The sequence below is a fragment of the Cognataquiflexum aquatile genome (genome assembly GCF_003316845.1).
In the GTDB taxonomy this organism is placed as follows: domain Bacteria; phylum Bacteroidota; class Bacteroidia; order Cytophagales; family Cyclobacteriaceae; genus Cognataquiflexum; species Cognataquiflexum aquatile.
In genome coordinates this window covers 139,554-159,645 of sequence record NZ_QMIK01000003.1, presented here as the reverse complement: position 1 = coordinate 159,645, position 20,092 = coordinate 139,554, and the positions used below count along the sequence as shown (strand labels likewise).

Genomic DNA, 20,092 nt, shown 5'->3' with positions numbered 1-20,092 from the left:
ACACCATGAACAAAGACAATTGTTTCCAATTGGGCTACGTGTCCAAAGTTCATGGGCTTCATGGTGAAGTTTTGGTGGTCTTGGATGTTGATTATCCAGAAGATTACGAAGAACTGAAGCATGTCTTCATCGAGCAAAAAACCAGGTTAGTTCCATTCTTTATTGAGCATTTTGTCTCCCAACCGAACAACAAAATGCTTGCAAAATTTGAGGATTTCAACACGGTAGACGATGCAAGTAAACTCGTAGGATCGGCTTTGTTCCTTCCAATGAGCGAATTGCCCGAACTTGGAGAAGACCAATACTATTACCATGAATTGGTAGGATTTGAGGTAATCGATGATTCCCTCGGACTTATCGGAGAGGTTAAGGTCATTTATGACATGGAAACCCAGGATTTATTGGGCGTCGAACATAAAGGAAAAGAGGTTTTGATACCCATTCAAGACCAGATCATCCAGAAAGTCGACAAGGCAGAAAAGAAAGTTTACTGCTCCCTGCCCACAGGATTGATTGACATATATTTGGAAGACTGATGCGCATTGACATCATTTCAGTTGTTCCCGGATTGTTGGAAGGACCTTTTTCACATTCGATTCTCAAAAGAGCGGAAGAAAAAGGTTTGGCCACAGTTAGGGTCCACAACCTGAGAGATTATGCCGGCGGCAAACAGAAGCAGGTCGATGACTATGCATTTGGAGGCGGTGCCGGGATGGTCATGATGATAGAACCCATCGCTAAGTGCATCGAAGCACTCAAAAGCGAAAGGGAGTATGATGAAGTCATTTACATGACACCTGACGGAAAGAAATTTGACCAGCAAATGGCCAATGAACTTTCTCTCGAGGAAAACTTCATCATCCTGTGCGGACACTATAAAGGTGTCGACGAAAGGGTCAGAATGAAATGGATAACCAAAGAAATCAGCATCGGTGATTATGTCCTCTCAGGAGGCGAATTGGCCGCAGCGGTGGTGACGGATGCCATTATCAGGTTGATTCCCGGAGTTCTCAATGACGAAAGCTCGGCATTGACAGATTCCTTCCAGGACGGGCTTTTGGCCCCGCCGGTATATACCAGACCCGCAGACTATGAGGGAATGAAAGTACCGGAAATATTAATGTCAGGACATCAGGCCAAAATAGATACCTGGAGATTTGAAGCATCGGTTCGCCGAACCAAAGAAAGAAGACCGGACCTTCTCGAAGGAAAAGAAATCTGAGGCGATATATGTAAGAAAGTAATATCATTGAGTCTAACAAAAGATTGCGCCGAGGCGCAGTCGCTATAAGCACATAAAATATATAGCTATGAGCGAACTACTTAAAATTGTAGAAGCGGAATACAGCGAGGCGAGAGCCAAATTCCCTTCTTTCAAAGCCGGAGATACCATCAACGTACACGTGAAAATCACTGAAGGTAACAAAGAGCGTATCCAGCAATTCCAAGGCACCGTCATCCAGAGAAAAAATCCAAACACAAACGGAGAAACTTTCACTGTAAGAAAAGTATCAAACGGTGTGGGTGTGGAAAGAATTTTCCCTATCATCTCCCCAGCAATCGACAAAATCGAATTGATGAGAGAAGGTAAAGTGAGAAGAGCTAGATTGTACTACCTAAGAGGCCGTCAAGGAAAGTCTGCCAAAATCAAGGAGAAAATCAGACACAGAAAAGACGCTTAATTGTCTTTTTCACAAAAAAAAAGGGAATCCAGACGGGTTCCCTTTTTTTGTTCTTAAACTTTAAAAGAATTTATTTTCAGAAATACAGAAAATACAGGTTGTTATAGACTTGTTGCATTTAGACTTATGATATTCAGGGGACCTTGACATAGGTGGTAAACTCTACGCATGACCCTAGGGAATTTTCAGGACAAACAAATCGCAATTCCGAAAAATCATCTGATATCCAATAATAGATTTCCTGAGGAGTATTGTCAGGAATAAGAGCATCCTTTTGTACAAAAGTTGGAAAAGGGGAGTTGTCATTTACAAAAGACGGATCATTGGCATCGCGTGAGAAGCCCTTTGTTTTGGTCATGGTAAGTTTACCTCCTTCAATGGAATAATTCCCTTCCTCAATCCCCCTGAATCCGATAAGCTCTTTTGTTATAAGATTTCTGGCGGCAAATTCCCCTATATAGGTACCGTTTTTATCAAACTCTAAAACATTGTAACTTTCATATAATCCCCTCACATCAAAATTATGTTCCCATCTTCCCTCCATTTTTGCGTAAGGATTGATTTCTTCATTTTCCTGACATGAAAAGATCAAAGTGAGGAAGGCTAGGCTGACAAGTATTCTGGTTTTCATAGAAATCTGTTTAGGTGTGAAAAAAATAGAACTGAATTTAAAAGTTTGAATTAAAATTTTTCGAAACTTAATGAGTATTCTTAAGACGTAAACTTAAGAAAAATCGCGACAACGAACCGTTTAATTTTTCGTAAAATAATAGTCAAAGCATAAATATTCCAATCTCAAAATAAAAGACCAAACGTTGTAAGTGTATAATTCCTATTTTCCATCATTGCCAACAATCACCAAAATCCAATTGAAAAGAAAATACAAGTAATAAGAGCAAAATCTTTTTACCTGAGTATTCGTTAAGGAAAGTCTGCCAAAATCAAAGAAAAAATCAGACGCAGAAAAGACGCTTAATTGTCTTTTTCACAAAAAAAAGGGAATCCAAACGGGTTCCCTTTTTTGTTTAGACCAATCCTTATCTTTTCCTATCTTTGCAGCCTCAAATAAGACTGAACAATACAACCAAAAGGATTCAGACTGGTTGTACAAAGTATAAACCAATACCATGAACAAAGAAGTACGTGTAAGATTTGCACCTTCTCCAACAGGAGCTTTACATATCGGTGGCGTCAGAACCGCTTTATACAATTACCTATACGCAAGAAAAACCGGAGGAAAATTCCTTCTGCGCATCGAGGATACCGACCAAAACAGGTTTGTACCCGGAGCAGAAGACTATATCAAGGACGCATTGGATTGGCTTGGAATTTCCCCGGATGAGAGCCCTTGGAATCCAGGCAACAGTTCTCCCTACCGACAGTCCGAGAGGAAACCGATGTACATGCAGTATGCCCTTGACCTGATCGAAAAAGGCCATGCCTATTATGCATTTGATACTTCTGAAGAATTGGAAGCCATGCGTGAAAGGCTGACTGCCGCAAGGGTTGTATCCCCGCAGTATAATTCTATCACCAGAACCCAGATGAAAAACTCCCTTACCCTTCCTGAAGATGAGGTCAAGGCGAGATTGGCTTCCGGTGAAGCCTATGTCATCCGTGTGAAAATCCCAAGAAAAGAAGAAGTGAGATTGCATGACCTGATCCGTGGTTGGGTGATGGTTCATTCAAGTACCTTGGATGACAAGGTACTGATGAAATCGGATGGTATGCCTACTTACCATTTGGCCAATATTGTAGATGATCATTTGATGAAAATCACCCATGTCATCCGCGGTGAGGAATGGCTTCCTTCCGCACCCTTACACGTATTGCTATACAAATACTTTGGGTGGGAAGCTACCATGCCCGAATTTGCACATTTGCCCCTGTTGCTAAAGCCTGACGGAAATGGAAAGCTATCGAAAAGAGATGCCGACAAGCATGGTTTTCCGGTATTCCCGATGGATTGGAAAGATCCAAATTCTGGGGAAACGGCCATGGGATTCCGTGAAGCCGGCTACCTCCCTGAAGCGATGTTGAATTTCCTGGCTTTCCTGGGATGGAATCCGGGTGACCATAAGGAGATTTTCAGTTTGGAAGAATTGGTAGACGCATTTTCGATTGAAAGAATCGGTAAATCAGGTACCAAATTTGACATCAACAAGGCAAAATGGTTCAATGAACAATACCTCAGGGCCAAATCCGATGAAGAATTGTCGGCCTACCTGATCGCTGACATAGAAAAAGAGGGGCTTTCAATAGACAAGGAAAAAGCAGCAAAAATAGCCCATGTCATGAAGGAAAGGGCGACTTTCCCCGCGGACCTTTGGAAAGAAGGAAAGTTTATGCTTATAGCACCAACTTCTTTTGATAAGGATATTGCAAGCAAAAAATGGAATGCCGAAGTCGTCACCGTTTTGGGAACCTATATAGAAAAACTAGCTTCCCATACCGGCGAATTCACTCCTGACAATGCAAAAGCTGTTCTTGAGGAATCCGCAGAAGCCAATGGCATCAAATTGGGTAAAGTCATGCAGGCAGTACGCTTGGCAGTGACCGGAGTGGGTGCAGGACCGGATTTGATGGCAGTATTCAGCATAATTGGAAAAGAGGAATTGTCCAAGAGGATCAAGTTTGCCTTGGGCACTTTGCAAGTATCCTGATTTATACAAAAAAGAAAAAACTCCTATGGCTAAGAAACCTAAAAAAGAAGAAATCGCGAAAGTCCACAAAGACTTGGAAGGTTTCAAGATGAACATCGATACTTTTGGAGAAATTTCAAGTACTTTCTCCATCGATAAGCTCAATGAATTTCTAAACAAGAATGTCGATGACAAAAAGCTCAAAGACAGGGAAGACATTGAAGAAATCAAGGAAGGTAAAGGGAAAAAGAAAAAATAAATTACTTCTCTTCCTTTTCAGGAAAATATACAAGCACAAAATCTTCACGATTTTGTGCTTTTTTTTGATCCATTCTTTTTCGTTGACCGTATTAACCTTTATATTTCGCCTTAAATATTAGTAGAATTCGATATGAAACCATTCACATTTTCATTTTTATTGTTTCTGATTTCATTTACAGGATTTGCCCAAACAACAGGTATAATTACAGGAAAAGTCACTGATAGTAAAACCGGTGAAGCCCTCCCTTTTTGTAATGTTTTTATCAATAACACCACTCTTTCGACTGTCACTGACATGGATGGAAATTTTACCCTGGCAAATGTTCCCGAAGGAGAGATTGAAGTTGCCTTTTCATTTATTGGATACCAAGCAATCCAAAAACCTGCTTCAATCAAACCTGGAGGACAATTTATACTCAATGTCAGTATGGTTTCTTTTGAACAGGAACTCTCCGATGTCGAAATCAAAGCGACAAGAGACAAGGCTTGGGAAAGGGAGTTGAGAAGGTTCAAAAATCTTTTTTTGGGAAATGACAACCTCGCTTCACAATGCGAAATCCTCAATCCATGGGTCATTGAATTTCCCGAAGACAATACTACAAACAGCTTCCGGGCCACCGCTATCCAACCTATAGAAATAAAAAACAACGGACTAGGCTACAACCTCACTTTTGACCTTAAGGAATTCTATTTTACTCCCCAATATTACATCATCGCCGGTGCGACGAGATTTGTCGAAATGGACACCACGGACCAAATCCTAAAACAATCCTGGCAGAAAAACCGAGAGGAAACTTACAAGAAGTCCCCTGCCAACATGTTCAGAGCCATGATTCAAAACCAGCACAACCAAGAAGGATTCATGCTCTATGCCAACAAGCCCGGAGGCGCAGAAACCTTGAACATGCGCTCGGACATCTTCGCAAATGAACTGGGAAAATCAGTCATAGAATACAAACCTGAAACCCTCGTGACTCCGGGGAAAAGGCCTGGGGATTACAGAATTTATCTGAAAGGAAGAATCGAAATCCATTACGAAAAAGGGTACAGCACTGTTAACACCTATAAGGACGCTCCTTATCCCATTTCTTGGATTGAGGTCAATGGCAATTACGTCAATATCAACTCAAACGGTATCGTTCTAAACCAAAAGGATGTGACATTCTCAGGAGACATGGACAAGAGAAAAGTCGCCACTCTCCTTCCCATGGACTATAATCCGCCCTTTTCTTTGGAATCCAATACCCAAATGGCAAAAGATGCGAATGGGCTTCAAGAGAAGGTTTACCTCCACCTTGATAGGCCATTTTACTATCAGGGAGATCAGCTGTTTTTTAAAGCCTACCTCAATTACGCCAATCCAACCCTCAAGAAAGAACTGAGCAAGGTGTTGTATGTGGAATTGATTTCTGAAAACAGGGACGTACTTATTCAGAAAAAATTCAAGATCGAAAATGGGCAGGCAGTAGGTGATATGTTTTTACCCGATACCCTCAACCTGAAAAAATATTATTTGAGGTCATATACCACCTGGAACAGGAATTATGGTCCTGACACCTACTTTGTCAAAGCTGTAGCAGTCCTGAGTCCTTATGATAGGATAGCAGATTCCAAAACAGAAGAAGAGCCAATTTCAAATGTTGTGGGTACATTCCGGCCTGACAAAAACGAATACAAAACCAGAGAAAAAGTACTTCTCGAAGTTTTTTTGAAGGATAAAAACGGAAATCCCATTTCCGCCAATCTGTCTGTCACGGTGACGGATAATCATTATGTAACTCCAATTACCTTAACTCCTACGATTCTGAATGGATTGACCATCAAAGAAATCCCCAGACATATCACTACGGACAAATTCACTTATCCCATCGAAAAGGATATGCGGATATCGGGACAATTTCTCAACGAAAAAGGAAAGCCTGAGGCAATCCCCTTCACGGCCTATTTCAATAATTTCGCGGCCTCTCTCGACCTTGAGTCGGATGAAGAGGGAAAATTCAATCTGGAAGAAATGGATTTCTATGGACCTCTTGATTTTACTTTTATGGCACTGGACAAAAAGGGAAATTCATTCGGTAAATTCCAGATCACGCCACGTTTGAATCCTCCGTTTTTTGTGCCTGGCTATGTCAAAATGCCCAACATAACCACAGTCCAAAATCCTATATTTCCTTTGATCCAAGAAGAAAACAAAACAGTTGATCTGGAACAAGTCACAGTAGATGAGGAAAAGGGCAGTTCGAAAACCATGGCCATCTATGGGAGAGCCGACCATGTCATACAGGGTGACATTTTGATGCGTGGGGGAAACTCGACTGATCTCCTGCTCAGCCTCAAGCCCTATGTTCCGGGTATGGCAGTCAATACTTTTGGGCAGGTGACGTTAAGGGGTGGAGCCACATCAGGGACTAATTCACTCGAACCTATGGTGATGGTGGATGGTGCCATTCTTCCGGGCAACAGTGCCGCCTCCAACATCAATTCCATCAATCCCAATGATGTGGAAAGGATAGAAGTCGTGACAAGAATGGCTTCCATCATGGGTGATATGGGTAGAAACGGGGTGATTGCCATATTTTTAAAAAAGGGGGGACAGCCATCTCCGATATTGAATGCCGCCACGGCAAACATGAACACCATAGTGGTCGAAGGATTTTCGGTCCCAAACAATTTCTATCAGGTGAGCCATGAAAGTGGGAGTGAATTCCCTATTGAATCAGACCAAAGGGCAACCTTATATTGGAATCCTTACATCATCACTGACAGTGAAAATGGTTCTTTCAGCATAGAATTCTTTATGAATGACAGCCCAAGTCCTAAATTGGTGATAGTCGAAGGTATTGCCATCGATGGAACACCGGTGAGAGCTACATTTGTAATTCCGGCAGGAAAATGATTTTGTGCATGAATTGAAAATCAAATGCCTATTTTTGAGCATGGGAAAAGCTATATTCTACATCACTGTATTGTCCCTCTTGGTTTTACCTGTTTTGGTCCATGGGCAGACAAGTTTTGGAATCAGGGGAGGATATTCTGTTTCTTCTATGAGCTACCAGACAAGTGCAGGAAGACCTAAGATCAGTACAAGCGGAATCAGTGCGCCTACTTTCGCCTTTGTCATGGAGCATTTTTCAAGCAAGAATGCAGGAATTCAGATTGAGGTCCAGTACCTCACCTTGGGTTTTTCCCAAACAGACACCTTACTTGAAGGAACCAACAGGACTGAGTTAAACTATCTGAAAATGCCCGTCCTCTCCAACTTTTATGTCGGTAAAGGAGGCAGGTTTCATATCAAAATCGGACCTCATTTTGGATATTTATTGAAAGCCACAGATGTGAGCAGGGATTTTGAAGGGCCCTTATTCCTTCCTACCTATGGACAACCGGGGGACGATCCCCGGAGATTTATGTACGGTCTTACCGGTGGTGCAGGCCTTTCGACATTATTTGGAAAAAGTACCCTCGAAGGAGATTTAAGGTTTTCCTACGAATTTGGAAGACCTGAAACCCAAGACCGGATTTTTGATATGACTTCCACCAATATTGAGCTTACTTTGACCTATTTATTCCAGGCTTTAAAATCTAAATCCCAAAATTGAAAACCAAAGGAACTTATTCTAGGTTTTGATGGTATGTTAGATAATTAAATCAGACAGATATGCTACAAACTCAAAAAAGACCTGTCCATATCTATATGGAGGCAAATCCAAATCCCAATTCTTTGAAATTTGTAGTCAACTTTATGTTGACAGATGAAGGCGTCAGCTTTGATTATCCTGATCAGTCAAGCACAGACACCTCTCCTTTGGCCAATGAATTGTTTAATTTTGCCGCTGTGGACAGGGTTTTTATCACTTCCAATTTTGTGACAGTTACCAAAAAAGGTGATATCGATTGGGTAGAAATCCAGGACATTGTCCGTGACCATATCAAAAAATATTTGGAAGCAGGAAAATCAGCAATAATCATCACATCATTTGAAAAGGATCCACTTTTTGATGAAAATGATTCGGAAACAGTAAAAAAAATCAAAGGGATTTTAGATGAATACATCCGTCCGGCAGTAGAGCAAGACGGTGGCGCTATCGTTTTTCATAGTTTCAATGAAGGTATTGTCAAAGTATTGCTTCAGGGAAGCTGCTCAGGATGTCCTTCAAGTACCATCACCCTCAAAGCTGGAATTCAAAATTTATTGACAAGGATGCTTCCTGAGGTCAAAGAAGTTCAGGCCGAGGGAATTTAATTATTTCTGATGCTGAGAGGAAATTGGACCTGGACGTTATTGGGCCTGATCAGCTTGGTGGTCAGGCATTTTGCTATAAAATATCCTGAGAAAACCGAATCGATATATTCCCGGGCCTTTTTCCCCGGAATCAGAAATGTCATTGACCTTTCCTTGTCGCTGCTTCCCTTTGCTACCGTTTATGTCTTTTTAGCTTCTCTAATTTTCTTCATAGGATTTTATTTTTTTAGGCTCAACCAAACCGAGGGATGGAAAAATAAAATCGGTTATTCCATCAGGTCTTTGTTCAATTATTTGGGTGCCATTGTTTTCTTCTTCCTCATACTTTGGGGTTACAATTACCAAAGGATTCCGATTTTCCAACAAGTTGGTCTCAATCCGATTCCCCTCAGTGAAGAACAGCTTATCAAAGAAACCGAACTGACGAGAAACATCCTCAGCCAACTCCGATACAATATCGAAGAGGATACCATTGCCATAGAAAAAACCATAGAGTACCCCGATCTGGAAAAATTGGTCAGGGCAAACATGCGTGAAAACCTGTATTTACTCGGACTCAATTTTACCGGGCATCCGAGGACAAAGCAATTCTATCCTGCAGGCTTTATGAGAAGAATGGGGATTTTGGGAATATATTTTCCATTTACAGGAGAAAGTTACATAGATCCGACTTTGCATCATCTTGAAAAACCCTTTACCATCGCCCATGAAATGGCACACAGCTATGGCGTGACGGACGAGGGTGAGGCCAATTTTATTGCTTGGGTGATTTGTACCAATTCCGATGATCCATTATTGCAGTATTCAGGACAACTGAGATTATTGAAATACCAGATGAATGACATGTACAGGATGTCAAAGGATTTGTTTAAAGAGTTTTATGAAACCATTCCCACCGGCATTCGAAATGATCTGGTATCCATCCAGACAGAAAATGAAAAAATAAAGCCATTGAACTTGGAGATCAGCCGAAAATCCAATGACCTTTTTTTGAAAACCCAAGGGATAAAAGCCGGCATCAACAGCTACCAACAATTACCTATGTTGGCTTATGCCTGGAGAAACAGTCTGAAGGATGGGTTTTAACCTCAGATCTCCAACTGCCTTCTATACATTTGAATGGTATTTTCCAATCCATAATACAAAGCATCGCATATCAGGGCATGCCCGATGGAAACTTCGTCCAAAAAGGGAATGCTTTCTTTTAAAAACCTAAGGTTATGCAGGTCCAGATCGTGACCCGCATTCAATCCAAGCCCCAACTCTTTTGCCAACAAAGCGACTTCTATGTAAGGTTTCACTGCAGCATGCCTGTCAGTGGGGAAATACGTCGCATAGGGTTCAGTGTATAATTCCACCCGGTCTGTTCCTGTATTTTTAGCAGGTTCAAAGAATTTTGATTCGGGATTGATAAAAATGGAAACCCTTGTCCCATATTCATGAAGCTCTTCGACTATGTCTCTCAGAAAAAGTTGGTTGGTAATCGTGTCCCACCCGCTATTTGAAGTGATGGCATGTGGCGGATCCGGAACCAAAGTCGCCTGTGCAGGTTTCACAGACCGGATCAGGTCCATAAACCTTTGGTCTGGATAACCTTCAATGTTAAATTCTGTGGTGACTACCTTGGCAAGGTCAATGACATCTTGGTATCGGATGTGTCTTTCGTCAGGTCTCGGGTGGACGGTAATCCCTTGAGCTCCAAATCTCTCCGCATCCAACGCCACTTGAACTACATTTGGATTATTACCGCCACGGGCATTCCTGAGGGTGGCGATTTTGTTAATATTTACGCTCAGTTTGGTCATTTTCCTAGATTAAAAGATATTTTTGTGACAAATTTACACCTATAATACAAAGAACAAGACAATGGGTTTAAAGGCAAGTGTAGAAAGTGAAATAAAAAATGCCATGCTCGCCAGAGACAAAGACCGGCTGAGGGCATTGAGAGCAATCAAATCGCTGATTCTCTTGGAAGAAACCAAAGAAGGAGCAGGCGCTGAGCTTTCCAAAGAAGATGAAATGAAGCTTTTGACCAAAGCAGCGAAGCAAAGGAAGGATTCGGCAGACATCTACAAACAACAAAACCGAGAAGACCTATATGCTGTGGAAATGGCCGAATTGGAGATTATCGGAGAGTTTTTGCCAAAACAATTGACCGAAGAGGAACTTGTTGCAGAATTGAAAGCCATCATTTCTGAATCAGGTGCATCCGGCGCCAAAGACATGGGAAAAGTGATGGGACTTGCTTCCAAAGCCCTTGCAGGAAAAGCAGACGGCAAAGCAATCTCAATGAAAGTCAAAGAACTTCTTTCTTAAACATATATTGTTATGCTTGACCTGATCATTGTGGTGATTTTGGCAATCGGAGTCTATGAGGGCTACAAAGAAGGGCTCTTCATAGGTCTTCTTTCTATAGTTGCTTTTGTTTTTGCTTTGATACTAGCCTTCCATCTGATGAACTGGGGTGCTGAATTTCTTTCCAAAAGGGTGGATGAAATGACCTTCATGTTGCCCTTTGTGGCTTTTATGCTGATATTCTTAGGAGTAATCCTGATCATCCGTGGATTGGCTTTCTTGGTCAAACAGTCGTTGGATTTTACCATTCTTGGGTCTATGGACAATATTGCAGGAGGCATCCTGGGATTTTTCAAAAGCTTTTTTTTACTCAGTCTTTTTATCTGGATAGCAGGCTCTTTTGAATATTCTGTCCCAAAAGACTGGATCAGGAATTCCAAAATATATGCTTACGTCGAACCGGTTGCCCCTGTGACGATCGATGCTTTGGACGGATACACACCCATCATCAAAAAAACGGTTGTCGCTTTCCAAGAATTAGTGAAAAAAACAGCCGATGATCTTATTGATTGATAACTTTGATTCTTTTTCACACATCTTAGCAGATTATTTGAGGCAAACAGGCATTGACCTTGAAATTGTCCGAAATGATATTCCCCTCAGCCAAATCACCAAAAAAAACTGGGAAGCTTTGATTCTTTCCCCAGGTCCGGAATCACCGGCGAAGGCAGGCAACCTGATGAAAATCCTCGATTGGTATGCAGGAAAACTTCCTGTTTTGGGAATTTGCCTGGGTCATCAAGCAATAGGCGAATATTTTGGCGGGCAATTGGAAAAAGGGGGAAAACCTGTCCATGGCAAAGTCCACGCAGTCTATCAGACCATTGACCATGATATATTAAAAGACCTACCGAAAACCTTTTTGGTGACAAGATACCATTCACTCGAAATCAAAAATCCGACGGATTGCCTTCAGGTCATTTTGGAAACCGAAAACGGTGAAATCATGGCATTGGCACACAAAACATTGCCCATTCTCGGGATTCAATACCACCCTGAAGCTTTCCTGACACAATACGGTAAGGAAATAATCATGAATTGGCTTCGTTTTTCCAAAATCGCTTAATTATAAAGCAAACAAACTTTATCTATCTCTGTTACTTTCGAACTTGTCAGATATAGGCTTCGTTTTATATTTCGAATCCTTTTAATATATTTAGTGCATGCAGGCCTACGAATTTATCAATAACCTTATACCTCCCTTGAAACTCAATGACAAGGTAAAATTGGCATTGAACTGGATGGAGGAAATCAGGACTGATATCCTGCCTGTGGTGGACGAAAGCAGGTTTATGGGTTTTGTAACCGAGGAGCTGGTTTTTTCGCTCAACGATCCGGAGATTACCTTTGCCAAGATTCAACTGGAAAACATTTCCTGTTTTGTATACCAAGACAAGCACATCTACGACGTCATCAAAGTAGCCTCAGAGTATCATTCAAATATGATCGCCGTAGTGGATAGGGAAAACCATTACCTGGGTGTGGTGACCATGGAAGACGCCATCAGCGCATTTGCGGATTCGCTTTCCATCCAATCGGCCGGGGCAGTTTTGGTACTTTCTATGAATATGACGGATTATAGCCTGTCCGAAATCGCCAGGATCATCGAATCAGAAAACACCAAAATTCTGAGCAGTTTTTTGTCCAGTGACCCATTGGATGATTCCAAAATCAAATTAACACTGAAGCTTGACAAAACAGAACTGAGACATGTCAAAGCGACCATAGAGCGGTTTGGCTACAGGATTCTTGACCATTTTCAGGAAGAAGAAGGTATCAACGGAGAACAGGAACGAATAGACAACTTATTTAGATTTTTACAGATTTAATCCCTATCCACCAATGAAAATCACTTTACACGGGATAGGTGTTCAAAAAGAGTTTCTACCTCAGATCGGTCTTCTTTTCGAAATTCTGAAGAATAAGAAAATTGACATCAACCTCACGGATTCTCTCCTGAAATCGCTCAAAAAAAACGCTTTTCCCACCAAAGGATTAAAACCCATCACTCAAAAAGATACCATCAAAGAATCTGATTTTGTCATTTCTATCGGCGGTGACGGCACTTTGCTGGACACTGTTTGCCTCGTAGGAAAAAATGAAATCCCTATCCTTGGCGTCAACACAGGCAGATTGGGATTTTTGGCGACTGTCGCAAAAGAAAATATTGAAAGCAGTATCGAAGAGCTGATTTCAGGTTCTTTCGCTATAGAATCAAGGTCTCTGCTCCAGCTGGAATCCGATATTCCCCTTTTCAATGGGCTTAATTTTGGATTGAATGAGTTCACGATCCACAAAAGGGACACTTCTTCCATGATCACTGTCCATACCTATATCAATGACCTGTACCTCAACAGCTATTGGGCAGATGGACTTATTATAGCCACACCGACAGGTTCGACTGGATATTCACTAAGTTGTGGCGGTCCTTTGATCACTCCGGGTGCAAGGAATTTTGTCATCACGCCTGTCAGCCCACACAACCTGAACGTACGCCCGATAGTGGTATCGGATGACAATGAAATCAGCTTCAAGATAGAAGGACGGAGTGAGAAGTTCCTCATATCGTTGGATTCCAGATCAACGCCTATTGATGCTTCAGTAAAATTGAAAGTGAAAAAGGCTGGATTTTCAGCAAAATTGGTCAAATTCGCATCTTACAGTTATTTCGATACACTCCGTCAAAAACTCAATTGGGGCTTTGATATGAGAAATTAATGAATTGATTACCCTCTTCAATTTAGTAACTCACAAATTTACAGGGATTTATAGCATTTTCCTTTGTCAAAAGCCATCCCTACCATTAACAAAAATTAACCCCGTAAATACTTATATGGGTTTTTATATCGTTGTCCAGTTCATAAATTGCATCGTCTTGAAAAAGAATAAGTTTTGGATTTTGTCTTTATCATTTCTTTTGGCTTCTCTGGTTTTGTTAAAACCTGAAAACTCAATGGCACAAAAATATGATGCAGGCGGAGGACTCGGGATAGCCACCTATTCGGGTGATATCATCAGGCGACTCGATCCAAATCAGATCGGACTTCAGGGGACGTTGTTTGGCAGACGAAATTTTGACAATGTATGGTCACTCCGTGGAGGATTGTCTTTTGCAAGGCTCAACGCAGCAGATAGCATCAATCCCATCGATCCGGTGATGGCCTTCAGGAACGCGGGCTTCAACGGTTCTTTATTTGAGGCTTCAGTTGTAATGGAATATCATTTCCTGGATTTCACAAACAGGTTTGCCGAATATAGGTTTTCCCCGTACGGATTTTTGGGATTGGGTTTTTCCGGTTTTATAGGAGATGGAAGGAAATTTGAAGATGACCCAAATCCTACTGGATATACTGTAGGAACACCTGTGATTCCTTTTGGAATAGGTATCAAATACAAGCTATCAGAAAAATGGATCTTGGCAGCTGAGTTTGGGGCAAGAGCTACATTTACCGATGCTATAGATAAACTCTATGGAGAAGAGCTTTTCATCCCACGCTTTCCGGACCCAAACAATCCTAATGCCTTGAAAGGATATAACTATGGCAATTACAGTGACAAGGACTGGTATTACTTTTTAGGCGTTACCATCAGCTACACTTTCAGCACGGTAAAATGTTATTCTTATTAATTTCTGCCAAAAATAGAATATTGAAAAAGAAATAGCATTTTTGTACCTCCAAAAAACGAAGGCTTTTCGTAATCCTACGAAATGAAAGAATCATTGAACAAAGAAAAAATCCCCCAGCACATCGCTATTATCATGGATGGGAATGGACGATGGGCCCAACAAAAAGGGGCCATGCGAGTATTTGGCCATAAAAACGCCATTACTGCCGTCAGAGAATCCATCGAAGGCGCTGCTGAACTTGGGGTAAAGTACCTGACCTTGTATGCATTTTCCACAGAAAACTGGTCAAGGCCGGAAGATGAGGTCACCGCATTGATGGAACTATTGGTGGATACCATCTCGGGAGAAGTTCCCAACATGATGAAAAACAGCATCAGACTTCTTTCCATAGGAGATATTGAAAGTCTTCCAAAAAAAGCCAGGGAAAAGCTACATGAAGCCATTACAATGACGGCTGCGAATACAGGACTGACTGTGGTATTGGCACTTAGCTATAGCGGAAGATGGGAAATCCAGCATGCGATCAAATCCATTGTCAAAAAAGTAGTAGATCATCAACTTCAGATTGAAGACATCACGCAGGAAGCAATTGCTGCACATTTGAATACCAAAAACATTCCTGATCCGGAACTTCTGATCAGGACAAGCGGAGAAATTAGGATCAGTAATTTTCTCCTTTGGCAATTGGCCTATACAGAGCTGTATTTTACAGAGGTGTTGTGGCCGGATTTTAGAAAAGAGCACCTTGTGGAAGCCATTCTCGATTATCAGAAAAGAGAAAGAAGATTTGGTAAAACAGGGGCTCAGATTAAACCTTAACTTGATGAAAAAGAGTTTTATTATCCTTTGCCTTTTCATGTGGGTCCTCAGCGCCCAGGCCCAGATACGTCTGGGTCAAAGCCGCTATACCCCAGCAAGGCCTGTGGATATATTAGAATTGAATTATTCCAAACCAGAAAAATACAGGATTGCTGAAATCAAAGCCGTCGGGTTGACCACCCTGGATGAGGTGGCCATTATTTCTTTGTCCGGACTCAGGGTGGATGACGTCATTTCAGTACCGGGAGATGCCATTTCCACTGCGCTCAAGAGGATCTGGGGACAGGGAATCATCGGTGATGTCAAAATTCTTGTTACCAAAATTGAAGGGGATGACATTTATCTTCTGATGGAACTGTCAGAAAGGCCAAGATTCAGTAGGGTTGATTTTGTAGGGGTAAATAAAACCCAGGAAAGCGAACTTAAGGAAAAAATTAAAATCAGGGGCCGGGTTGTCAGGGACGATGTGTTGAATACTTCCCAAAGAAATATCCGCCAATACTTCGTAGACAAGGGTTATCTCAATACCGATGTAAAAGTAATTCAGGAAAGAGACACCACCCTACCCAATAGTGTAAAGCTAAGGTTTGAAGTTGATACCAAAACCAAGGTGAAAATCAACGAAGTGAATATCTATGGTGCTGAAGGGATTGAAGAGAAAAAAGTCAAATCCAAATTAAAGAAAACCAAAGAGCATCCCCGTATGTATCTGGGTAGGGATATTGCTTCAAGAATTTCCAATACTACCCCAAAATCCGCTGCAGATGCGATTTTCCACATGAGTCCTGTTGAGGACGATAAGGTGAAAGAATACATCAATAAGAATTTTAAACTCAACTTCTTGAATGCTTCCAAATTCGTCTCCAAAGAATTTAAGGAAGACAAAGACAAAGTCATCGCCTATTATAATTCCAAAGGATATCGGGATGCGGAAATTGTGATTGACTCTGTCTATAGATTTTCAGATAATACAGTCAATGTGGACATCTCCTTGGAAGAAGGGAAAAAATACTACTACCGCAATATCACTTTTGTAGGGAATTATCTTCACCCCAATGTCGTGCTGCAAAACCGCCTTGGAATAGCCAAAGGTGATGTATATGACAAAGAAAAACTGGACAAAAGGCTGAACTATGACCCTCAAAAAGGCGATGATGTCAGTTCATTGTACCAGGATAACGGATACCTGTTCTTCTCTATCGAACCCGTCGAGGTCAAAATCAAAGAAGATTCAATAGACATTGAAATGAGAATCTTTGAGGGGCCACAGGTGACAGTAAACTCTGTCACCGTACAAGGTAACGAGAGAACCTCAGACCACGTGGTGATGAGGGAAATCAGGATTCTCCCAGGACAAAAATTCAACAGGAGTTTGCTCGTAAGGACTATCAGGGAATTGTCCCAGTTGGGATATTTTGACCCAGAGAAGATTGAACCGGACATGCGTCCTAACTACGAAAATGCGACAGTTGACATCACTTTCAAACTGGAGGAAAGACCAAATGACCAGATAGAATTATCCGGAGGTTGGGGTGGTGCTTTCGGTTTTGTAGGTACTGTGGGTCTTGTTTTCAATAACTTCTCCCTAAAAAACATTGGCAACTTTGAAAAATGGCGACCACTTCCTGTCGGTGATGGACAGCGGCTTTCGCTTAGGGTGCAGGCCAATGGGCGTTCATTCCAAAACTACAGCATTTCTTTGACTGAACCTTGGTTTGGAGGCAAAAAGCCAAATGCCTTGAGCTTCAGCTTAAACAGGTCTGTTCAAAGACAGGTTGATTTTCAAAATCCGAATGGTCAAGAACTTGGTTCCTTCAAAATTACTGGAGTCACCCTTGGCCTCTCCAAGAGAGTAACTTGGCCGGATGATTACTTTATGTTGAGTACAGCTATTTCTTATCAAAATTACGATTTCTTTGAGTTTGGTACTCGTTTTGGTTTGTCTTTCCCTACCGGCACTTTGAATAGCATCGCGCTTGTCACCACTGTGGCCAGAAATAACATAGACAACCCGATTTATCCGAGAATGGGTACCAATGTATCTTTGGTCACTTCTCTGACGCCTCCTTACGCATCCCTCAACCCAAACATTGACAGAGAATCTCCAGACGAAGAAAAATACAAATGGCTGGAATACCACAAATGGATGTTTGATGCTTCCTTTTTCACACCTCTTTTTGGAACTAAAAAATGGGTCATCAGTGCAAGGACACACATGGGCTTCTTAGGCTCTTATGGCGACAGGATCGGCATCATTCCTTTGGAAAGATTTGTGATGGGCGGAGATGGAATGAACATGAACAATTTTGCCTTAGGACAAGAGATCATCGGTTTGAGAGGATATGAAAACCAAGTCATCACCCCGGGAGCTTTGACAAGAAATGATCCCAACTCCACAGAGGGATATGGGGGTATTGTGTACAACAAGCACGTCATGGAACTTAGATTCTTGGTTTCTCCAAATCCATCCGCCACCATCTTCCTTTTGGGATTTGCCGAAGCAGGAAACAACTGGGGATCTTATGCGGAGTACAATCCATTTAACCTGAAAAAATCTGCGGGTGTCGGTGCAAGGATTTTCATGCCTGCATTTGGATTACTTGGTTTGGATTGGGGATATGGATTTGACCCGGCTCCGGGTACTACCAGGCCTAGCGGCGCCCAATTCCACTTTACCATCGGACAACAATTTAGATAATGGTGAAAAGACCGATTATATTATTAATTTTGTGCACGCTATTTGGACTGACCCTATTTGTCTCGTCTGCGAATGCCCAAAAATTCGGATATATCGATTCAGAATATATCCTGAACAAACATCCAGATTACAAACTTGTCCAGGATGAATTAACATCTATTAGCAATCAGTGGAAAAAAGAGGCACAGGATTTGGAACAGGGAATTAAAACCATGTATGCAAACCTGAAAGCAGAGGAAGTCCTACTAACAGAAGAAATGTACCAAGAACGTTTGGTATCGATCAAAGAAAAAGAAAAGGAAGCGGTAGCTTTCAACAACAGGGTTTTTGGGATCAACGGACAGTACTACCAAAAACAGTCTGAATTGCTACAGCCTCTGCAATCTAAAATCTATGATGCCATAGACAGGGTTTGCAAGAGAAACAGTTTGGTTATTCTGTTTGACAAAGCGGCAGGTCCTCTGATGATTTACACAGATCCCAGGCACGATTACTCAGAATTTGTATTAGAAGAATTAGGAATAGAAAACAAATAAATTAAATCAATAACGAAAATGATGAAAATTAAAGTCGTCCTTTCCGCAATAGCACTCTTTTGCGTAGGATTCGTAGCCCAGGCCCAGGAATTAAAGATCGGCTATACCAATGTTGAATTACTGATGGACCTTATGCCGGAGATGGAACAAATAGCTGCTGATGTCCAAGACTATCAGGCCCAGCTTCAAACCAATATCCAGACAAAAGCCCAGGATTTTCAGAAAAAAGTGCAGGCTTACCAACAGGCAGCCCCCACTATGACTGAGGATGCCAGATCAGCAAAAGAGCAGGAATTGCAAAAACTGCAACAAGATGTTCAGAAGTATGAGCAAGACGCACAGGTTTCCTACCAAAACAAACTTCAGGAACTTCTTGCGCCCGTTCAGCAAAAAGTCTTCAATGCGATCAATGCAGTAGCAGCAGAGAACAACTATTCTCACGTATTCTCTGAGTCTGCAGGTCAGTCACCGATCTTGCTTTACACCAGAGACGAAGACAAATTCACCGAATTGGTTTTGGCCAAATTAGGAATTGAATTGCCTAAGACACCCGCCGCTCCGGCAATAAAATAATATCGCCAAAAATTTAAAAATCAAAGGCCTGTTTCCAAAGAGACAGGCTTTTTGCTTTGATATCTCATTGGTGGGCTTGGTGATTTTGGTAACAAAAGTTCATCCATTAACCCTCTAAATTTGCACCAAAACAACCTGAGTCATGGCAAAAAAGAAGTTTAAGGAGGTAATCCAACAATCGGAAGAAGCCGTATTGGTTGATTTTTATGCTGATTGGTGTGGCCCCTGCCAGACAATGAATCCTGTTTTGGAGGAAGTGATCCAGGAACTTGCGGGAAAAATCAAACTGTATAAACTGAATGTAGAAAATAACCCCCAGGCAAGTTTACAGTTTGGAGTAAGGTCCATCCCCCATTACATCCTTTTCAAGCGTGGGAAAATACTTTGGAGAAAGGGAGGAATCATGACCAAACGGGAATTGCTGCAGGCGATGAAGGGGTTTACAGGGTGATGTTTTTAAATACCTTTCCCATTAAACAAAAGAGAAAATAAATACCCATTTAAAACCATTTACAGTCCACGATTTTTGAAAATTTAGATTTCTTTGGAAACTTATTTTTTATCCCGTACTTTTTCCTGACATCTATCATGAATTTTTTGGTTTGAAATAATTTTTATTCTATACAGGATCATTTTTTTTGTATTCAAAGCATTT

The 20,092-nt window shown here is 41.5% G+C and carries 22 protein-coding genes; 20 read left to right on the top strand and 2 right to left on the bottom strand.

What is annotated here, in order from left to right:
• The first annotated feature begins 5 nt into the window (after nucleotides 1-5).
• The 3 genes from rimM to rplS all read left to right on the top strand — a co-directional run bounded on the left by rimM (nucleotide 6) and on the right by rplS (nucleotide 1,682).
• Nucleotides 6-536 carry a ribosome maturation factor RimM gene (rimM, locus tag DQW11_RS09600; RefSeq protein WP_113923859.1) on the top strand — a complete coding sequence of 177 codons (531 nt, stop codon included), beginning with the start codon at nucleotides 6-8 and terminating at the stop codon, nucleotides 534-536.
• The gene (gene trmD, locus DQW11_RS09595; RefSeq protein ID WP_113923858.1) at nucleotides 536-1,222 is read left to right on the top strand and encodes a tRNA (guanosine(37)-N1)-methyltransferase TrmD; all 687 of its coding nucleotides are present in this window, start codon (nucleotides 536-538) and stop codon (nucleotides 1,220-1,222) included. Before rimM ends, trmD begins: the two co-directional genes overlap by 1 nt.
• A gap of 88 nt (nucleotides 1,223-1,310) precedes the next feature.
• Complete coding sequence (gene rplS / locus DQW11_RS09590) at nucleotides 1,311-1,682, top strand: 50S ribosomal protein L19 (RefSeq protein WP_113923857.1); 372 nt, start codon at nucleotides 1,311-1,313, stop codon at nucleotides 1,680-1,682.
• 133 nt (nucleotides 1,683-1,815) lie between these two features.
• On the opposite strand, the gene DQW11_RS09585 is transcribed toward rplS, so the two are convergent.
• Nucleotides 1,816-2,313 (bottom strand): hypothetical protein, encoded by a 498-nt coding sequence (locus DQW11_RS09585; RefSeq protein ID WP_113923856.1) that lies wholly within the window; start codon nucleotides 2,311-2,313, stop codon nucleotides 1,816-1,818.
• A 496-nt stretch (nucleotides 2,314-2,809) separates the two neighbouring features.
• Here DQW11_RS09585 and gltX point away from each other — a divergent pair, with 496 nt between their 5' ends.
• The 6 genes from gltX to DQW11_RS09555 all read left to right on the top strand — a co-directional run bounded on the left by gltX (nucleotide 2,810) and on the right by DQW11_RS09555 (nucleotide 9,914).
• Nucleotides 2,810-4,345 carry a glutamate--tRNA ligase gene (gltX, locus tag DQW11_RS09580; protein WP_113923855.1) on the top strand — a complete coding sequence of 512 codons (1,536 nt, stop codon included), beginning with the start codon at nucleotides 2,810-2,812 and terminating at the stop codon, nucleotides 4,343-4,345.
• A gap of 25 nt (nucleotides 4,346-4,370) precedes the next feature.
• Nucleotides 4,371-4,583 carry a hypothetical protein gene (locus tag DQW11_RS09575; RefSeq protein WP_113924211.1) on the top strand — a complete coding sequence of 71 codons (213 nt, stop codon included), beginning with the start codon at nucleotides 4,371-4,373 and terminating at the stop codon, nucleotides 4,581-4,583.
• A gap of 132 nt (nucleotides 4,584-4,715) precedes the next feature.
• Nucleotides 4,716-7,481: a TonB-dependent receptor gene (locus DQW11_RS09570; protein ID WP_113923854.1), complete on the top strand. Its 2,766-nt coding sequence runs from the start codon at nucleotides 4,716-4,718 to the stop codon at nucleotides 7,479-7,481.
• 40 nt (nucleotides 7,482-7,521) lie between these two features.
• Nucleotides 7,522-8,184, top strand: a complete 663-nt coding sequence (locus DQW11_RS09565; protein ID WP_113923853.1) for a porin family protein — start codon at nucleotides 7,522-7,524, stop codon at nucleotides 8,182-8,184.
• A gap of 59 nt (nucleotides 8,185-8,243) precedes the next feature.
• Entirely contained in the window at nucleotides 8,244-8,828 is a 585-nt protein-coding gene (locus DQW11_RS09560; protein WP_113923852.1) for a NifU family protein, read from the top strand.
• A 9-nt stretch (nucleotides 8,829-8,837) separates the two neighbouring features.
• Entirely contained in the window at nucleotides 8,838-9,914 is a 1,077-nt protein-coding gene (locus tag DQW11_RS09555; RefSeq protein ID WP_113923851.1) for a DUF3810 domain-containing protein, read from the top strand.
• 2 nt (nucleotides 9,915-9,916) lie between these two features.
• Here DQW11_RS09555 and DQW11_RS09550 read toward each other — a convergent pair whose 3' ends face one another.
• Complete coding sequence (locus tag DQW11_RS09550; protein ID WP_113923850.1) at nucleotides 9,917-10,633, bottom strand: pyridoxine 5'-phosphate synthase; 717 nt, start codon at nucleotides 10,631-10,633, stop codon at nucleotides 9,917-9,919.
• Between the two features lie 61 nt (nucleotides 10,634-10,694).
• On the opposite strand from DQW11_RS09550, the gene DQW11_RS09545 reads away from it, so the two are divergent.
• The 11 genes from DQW11_RS09545 (at nucleotide 10,695) to trxA (ending at nucleotide 19,888) form a co-directional block, all read left to right on the top strand.
• Entirely contained in the window at nucleotides 10,695-11,144 is a 450-nt protein-coding gene (locus DQW11_RS09545) for a GatB/YqeY domain-containing protein (RefSeq protein ID WP_113923849.1), read from the top strand.
• Between the two features lie 12 nt (nucleotides 11,145-11,156).
• Nucleotides 11,157-11,696: a CvpA family protein gene (locus DQW11_RS09540; protein ID WP_317047877.1), complete on the top strand. Its 540-nt coding sequence runs from the start codon at nucleotides 11,157-11,159 to the stop codon at nucleotides 11,694-11,696.
• Nucleotides 11,680-12,249, top strand: a complete 570-nt coding sequence (locus DQW11_RS09535; protein ID WP_113923847.1) for an anthranilate synthase component II — start codon at nucleotides 11,680-11,682, stop codon at nucleotides 12,247-12,249. Before DQW11_RS09540 ends, DQW11_RS09535 begins: the two co-directional genes overlap by 17 nt.
• A 97-nt stretch (nucleotides 12,250-12,346) precedes the next feature.
• Nucleotides 12,347-13,012 (top strand): CBS domain-containing protein, encoded by a 666-nt coding sequence (locus DQW11_RS09530; protein ID WP_113923846.1) that lies wholly within the window; start codon nucleotides 12,347-12,349, stop codon nucleotides 13,010-13,012.
• A 13-nt stretch (nucleotides 13,013-13,025) separates the two neighbouring features.
• A complete protein-coding gene (locus DQW11_RS09525) occupies nucleotides 13,026-13,901 on the top strand; it encodes an NAD kinase (RefSeq protein ID WP_113923845.1) in 876 nt (291 codons plus the stop codon).
• 115 nt (nucleotides 13,902-14,016) lie between these two features.
• Nucleotides 14,017-14,811: a type IX secretion system protein PorG gene (gene porG / locus DQW11_RS09520; protein WP_113923844.1), complete on the top strand. Its 795-nt coding sequence runs from the start codon at nucleotides 14,017-14,019 to the stop codon at nucleotides 14,809-14,811.
• A gap of 81 nt (nucleotides 14,812-14,892) precedes the next feature.
• Nucleotides 14,893-15,630, top strand: coding sequence for an isoprenyl transferase (locus DQW11_RS09515; RefSeq protein WP_113923843.1), 738 nt, complete (start codon nucleotides 14,893-14,895; stop codon nucleotides 15,628-15,630).
• Nucleotides 15,631-15,634: 4 nt separating this feature from the next.
• Entirely contained in the window at nucleotides 15,635-18,328 is a 2,694-nt protein-coding gene (locus DQW11_RS09510; protein ID WP_113923842.1) for a BamA/OMP85 family outer membrane protein, read from the top strand.
• On the top strand, nucleotides 18,328-18,864 hold the full coding sequence (locus tag DQW11_RS09505) for an OmpH family outer membrane protein (RefSeq protein ID WP_113923841.1): 537 nt from the start codon (nucleotides 18,328-18,330) through the stop codon (nucleotides 18,862-18,864). Before DQW11_RS09510 ends, DQW11_RS09505 begins: the two co-directional genes overlap by 1 nt.
• An 18-nt stretch (nucleotides 18,865-18,882) precedes the next feature.
• Nucleotides 18,883-19,437 (top strand): OmpH family outer membrane protein, encoded by a 555-nt coding sequence (locus tag DQW11_RS09500; RefSeq protein ID WP_113923840.1) that lies wholly within the window; start codon nucleotides 18,883-18,885, stop codon nucleotides 19,435-19,437.
• Nucleotides 19,438-19,579: 142 nt separating this feature from the next.
• Nucleotides 19,580-19,888: a thioredoxin gene (gene trxA, locus DQW11_RS09495; RefSeq protein WP_113923839.1), complete on the top strand. Its 309-nt coding sequence runs from the start codon at nucleotides 19,580-19,582 to the stop codon at nucleotides 19,886-19,888.
• Nucleotides 19,889-20,092: the final 204 nt, after the last annotated feature.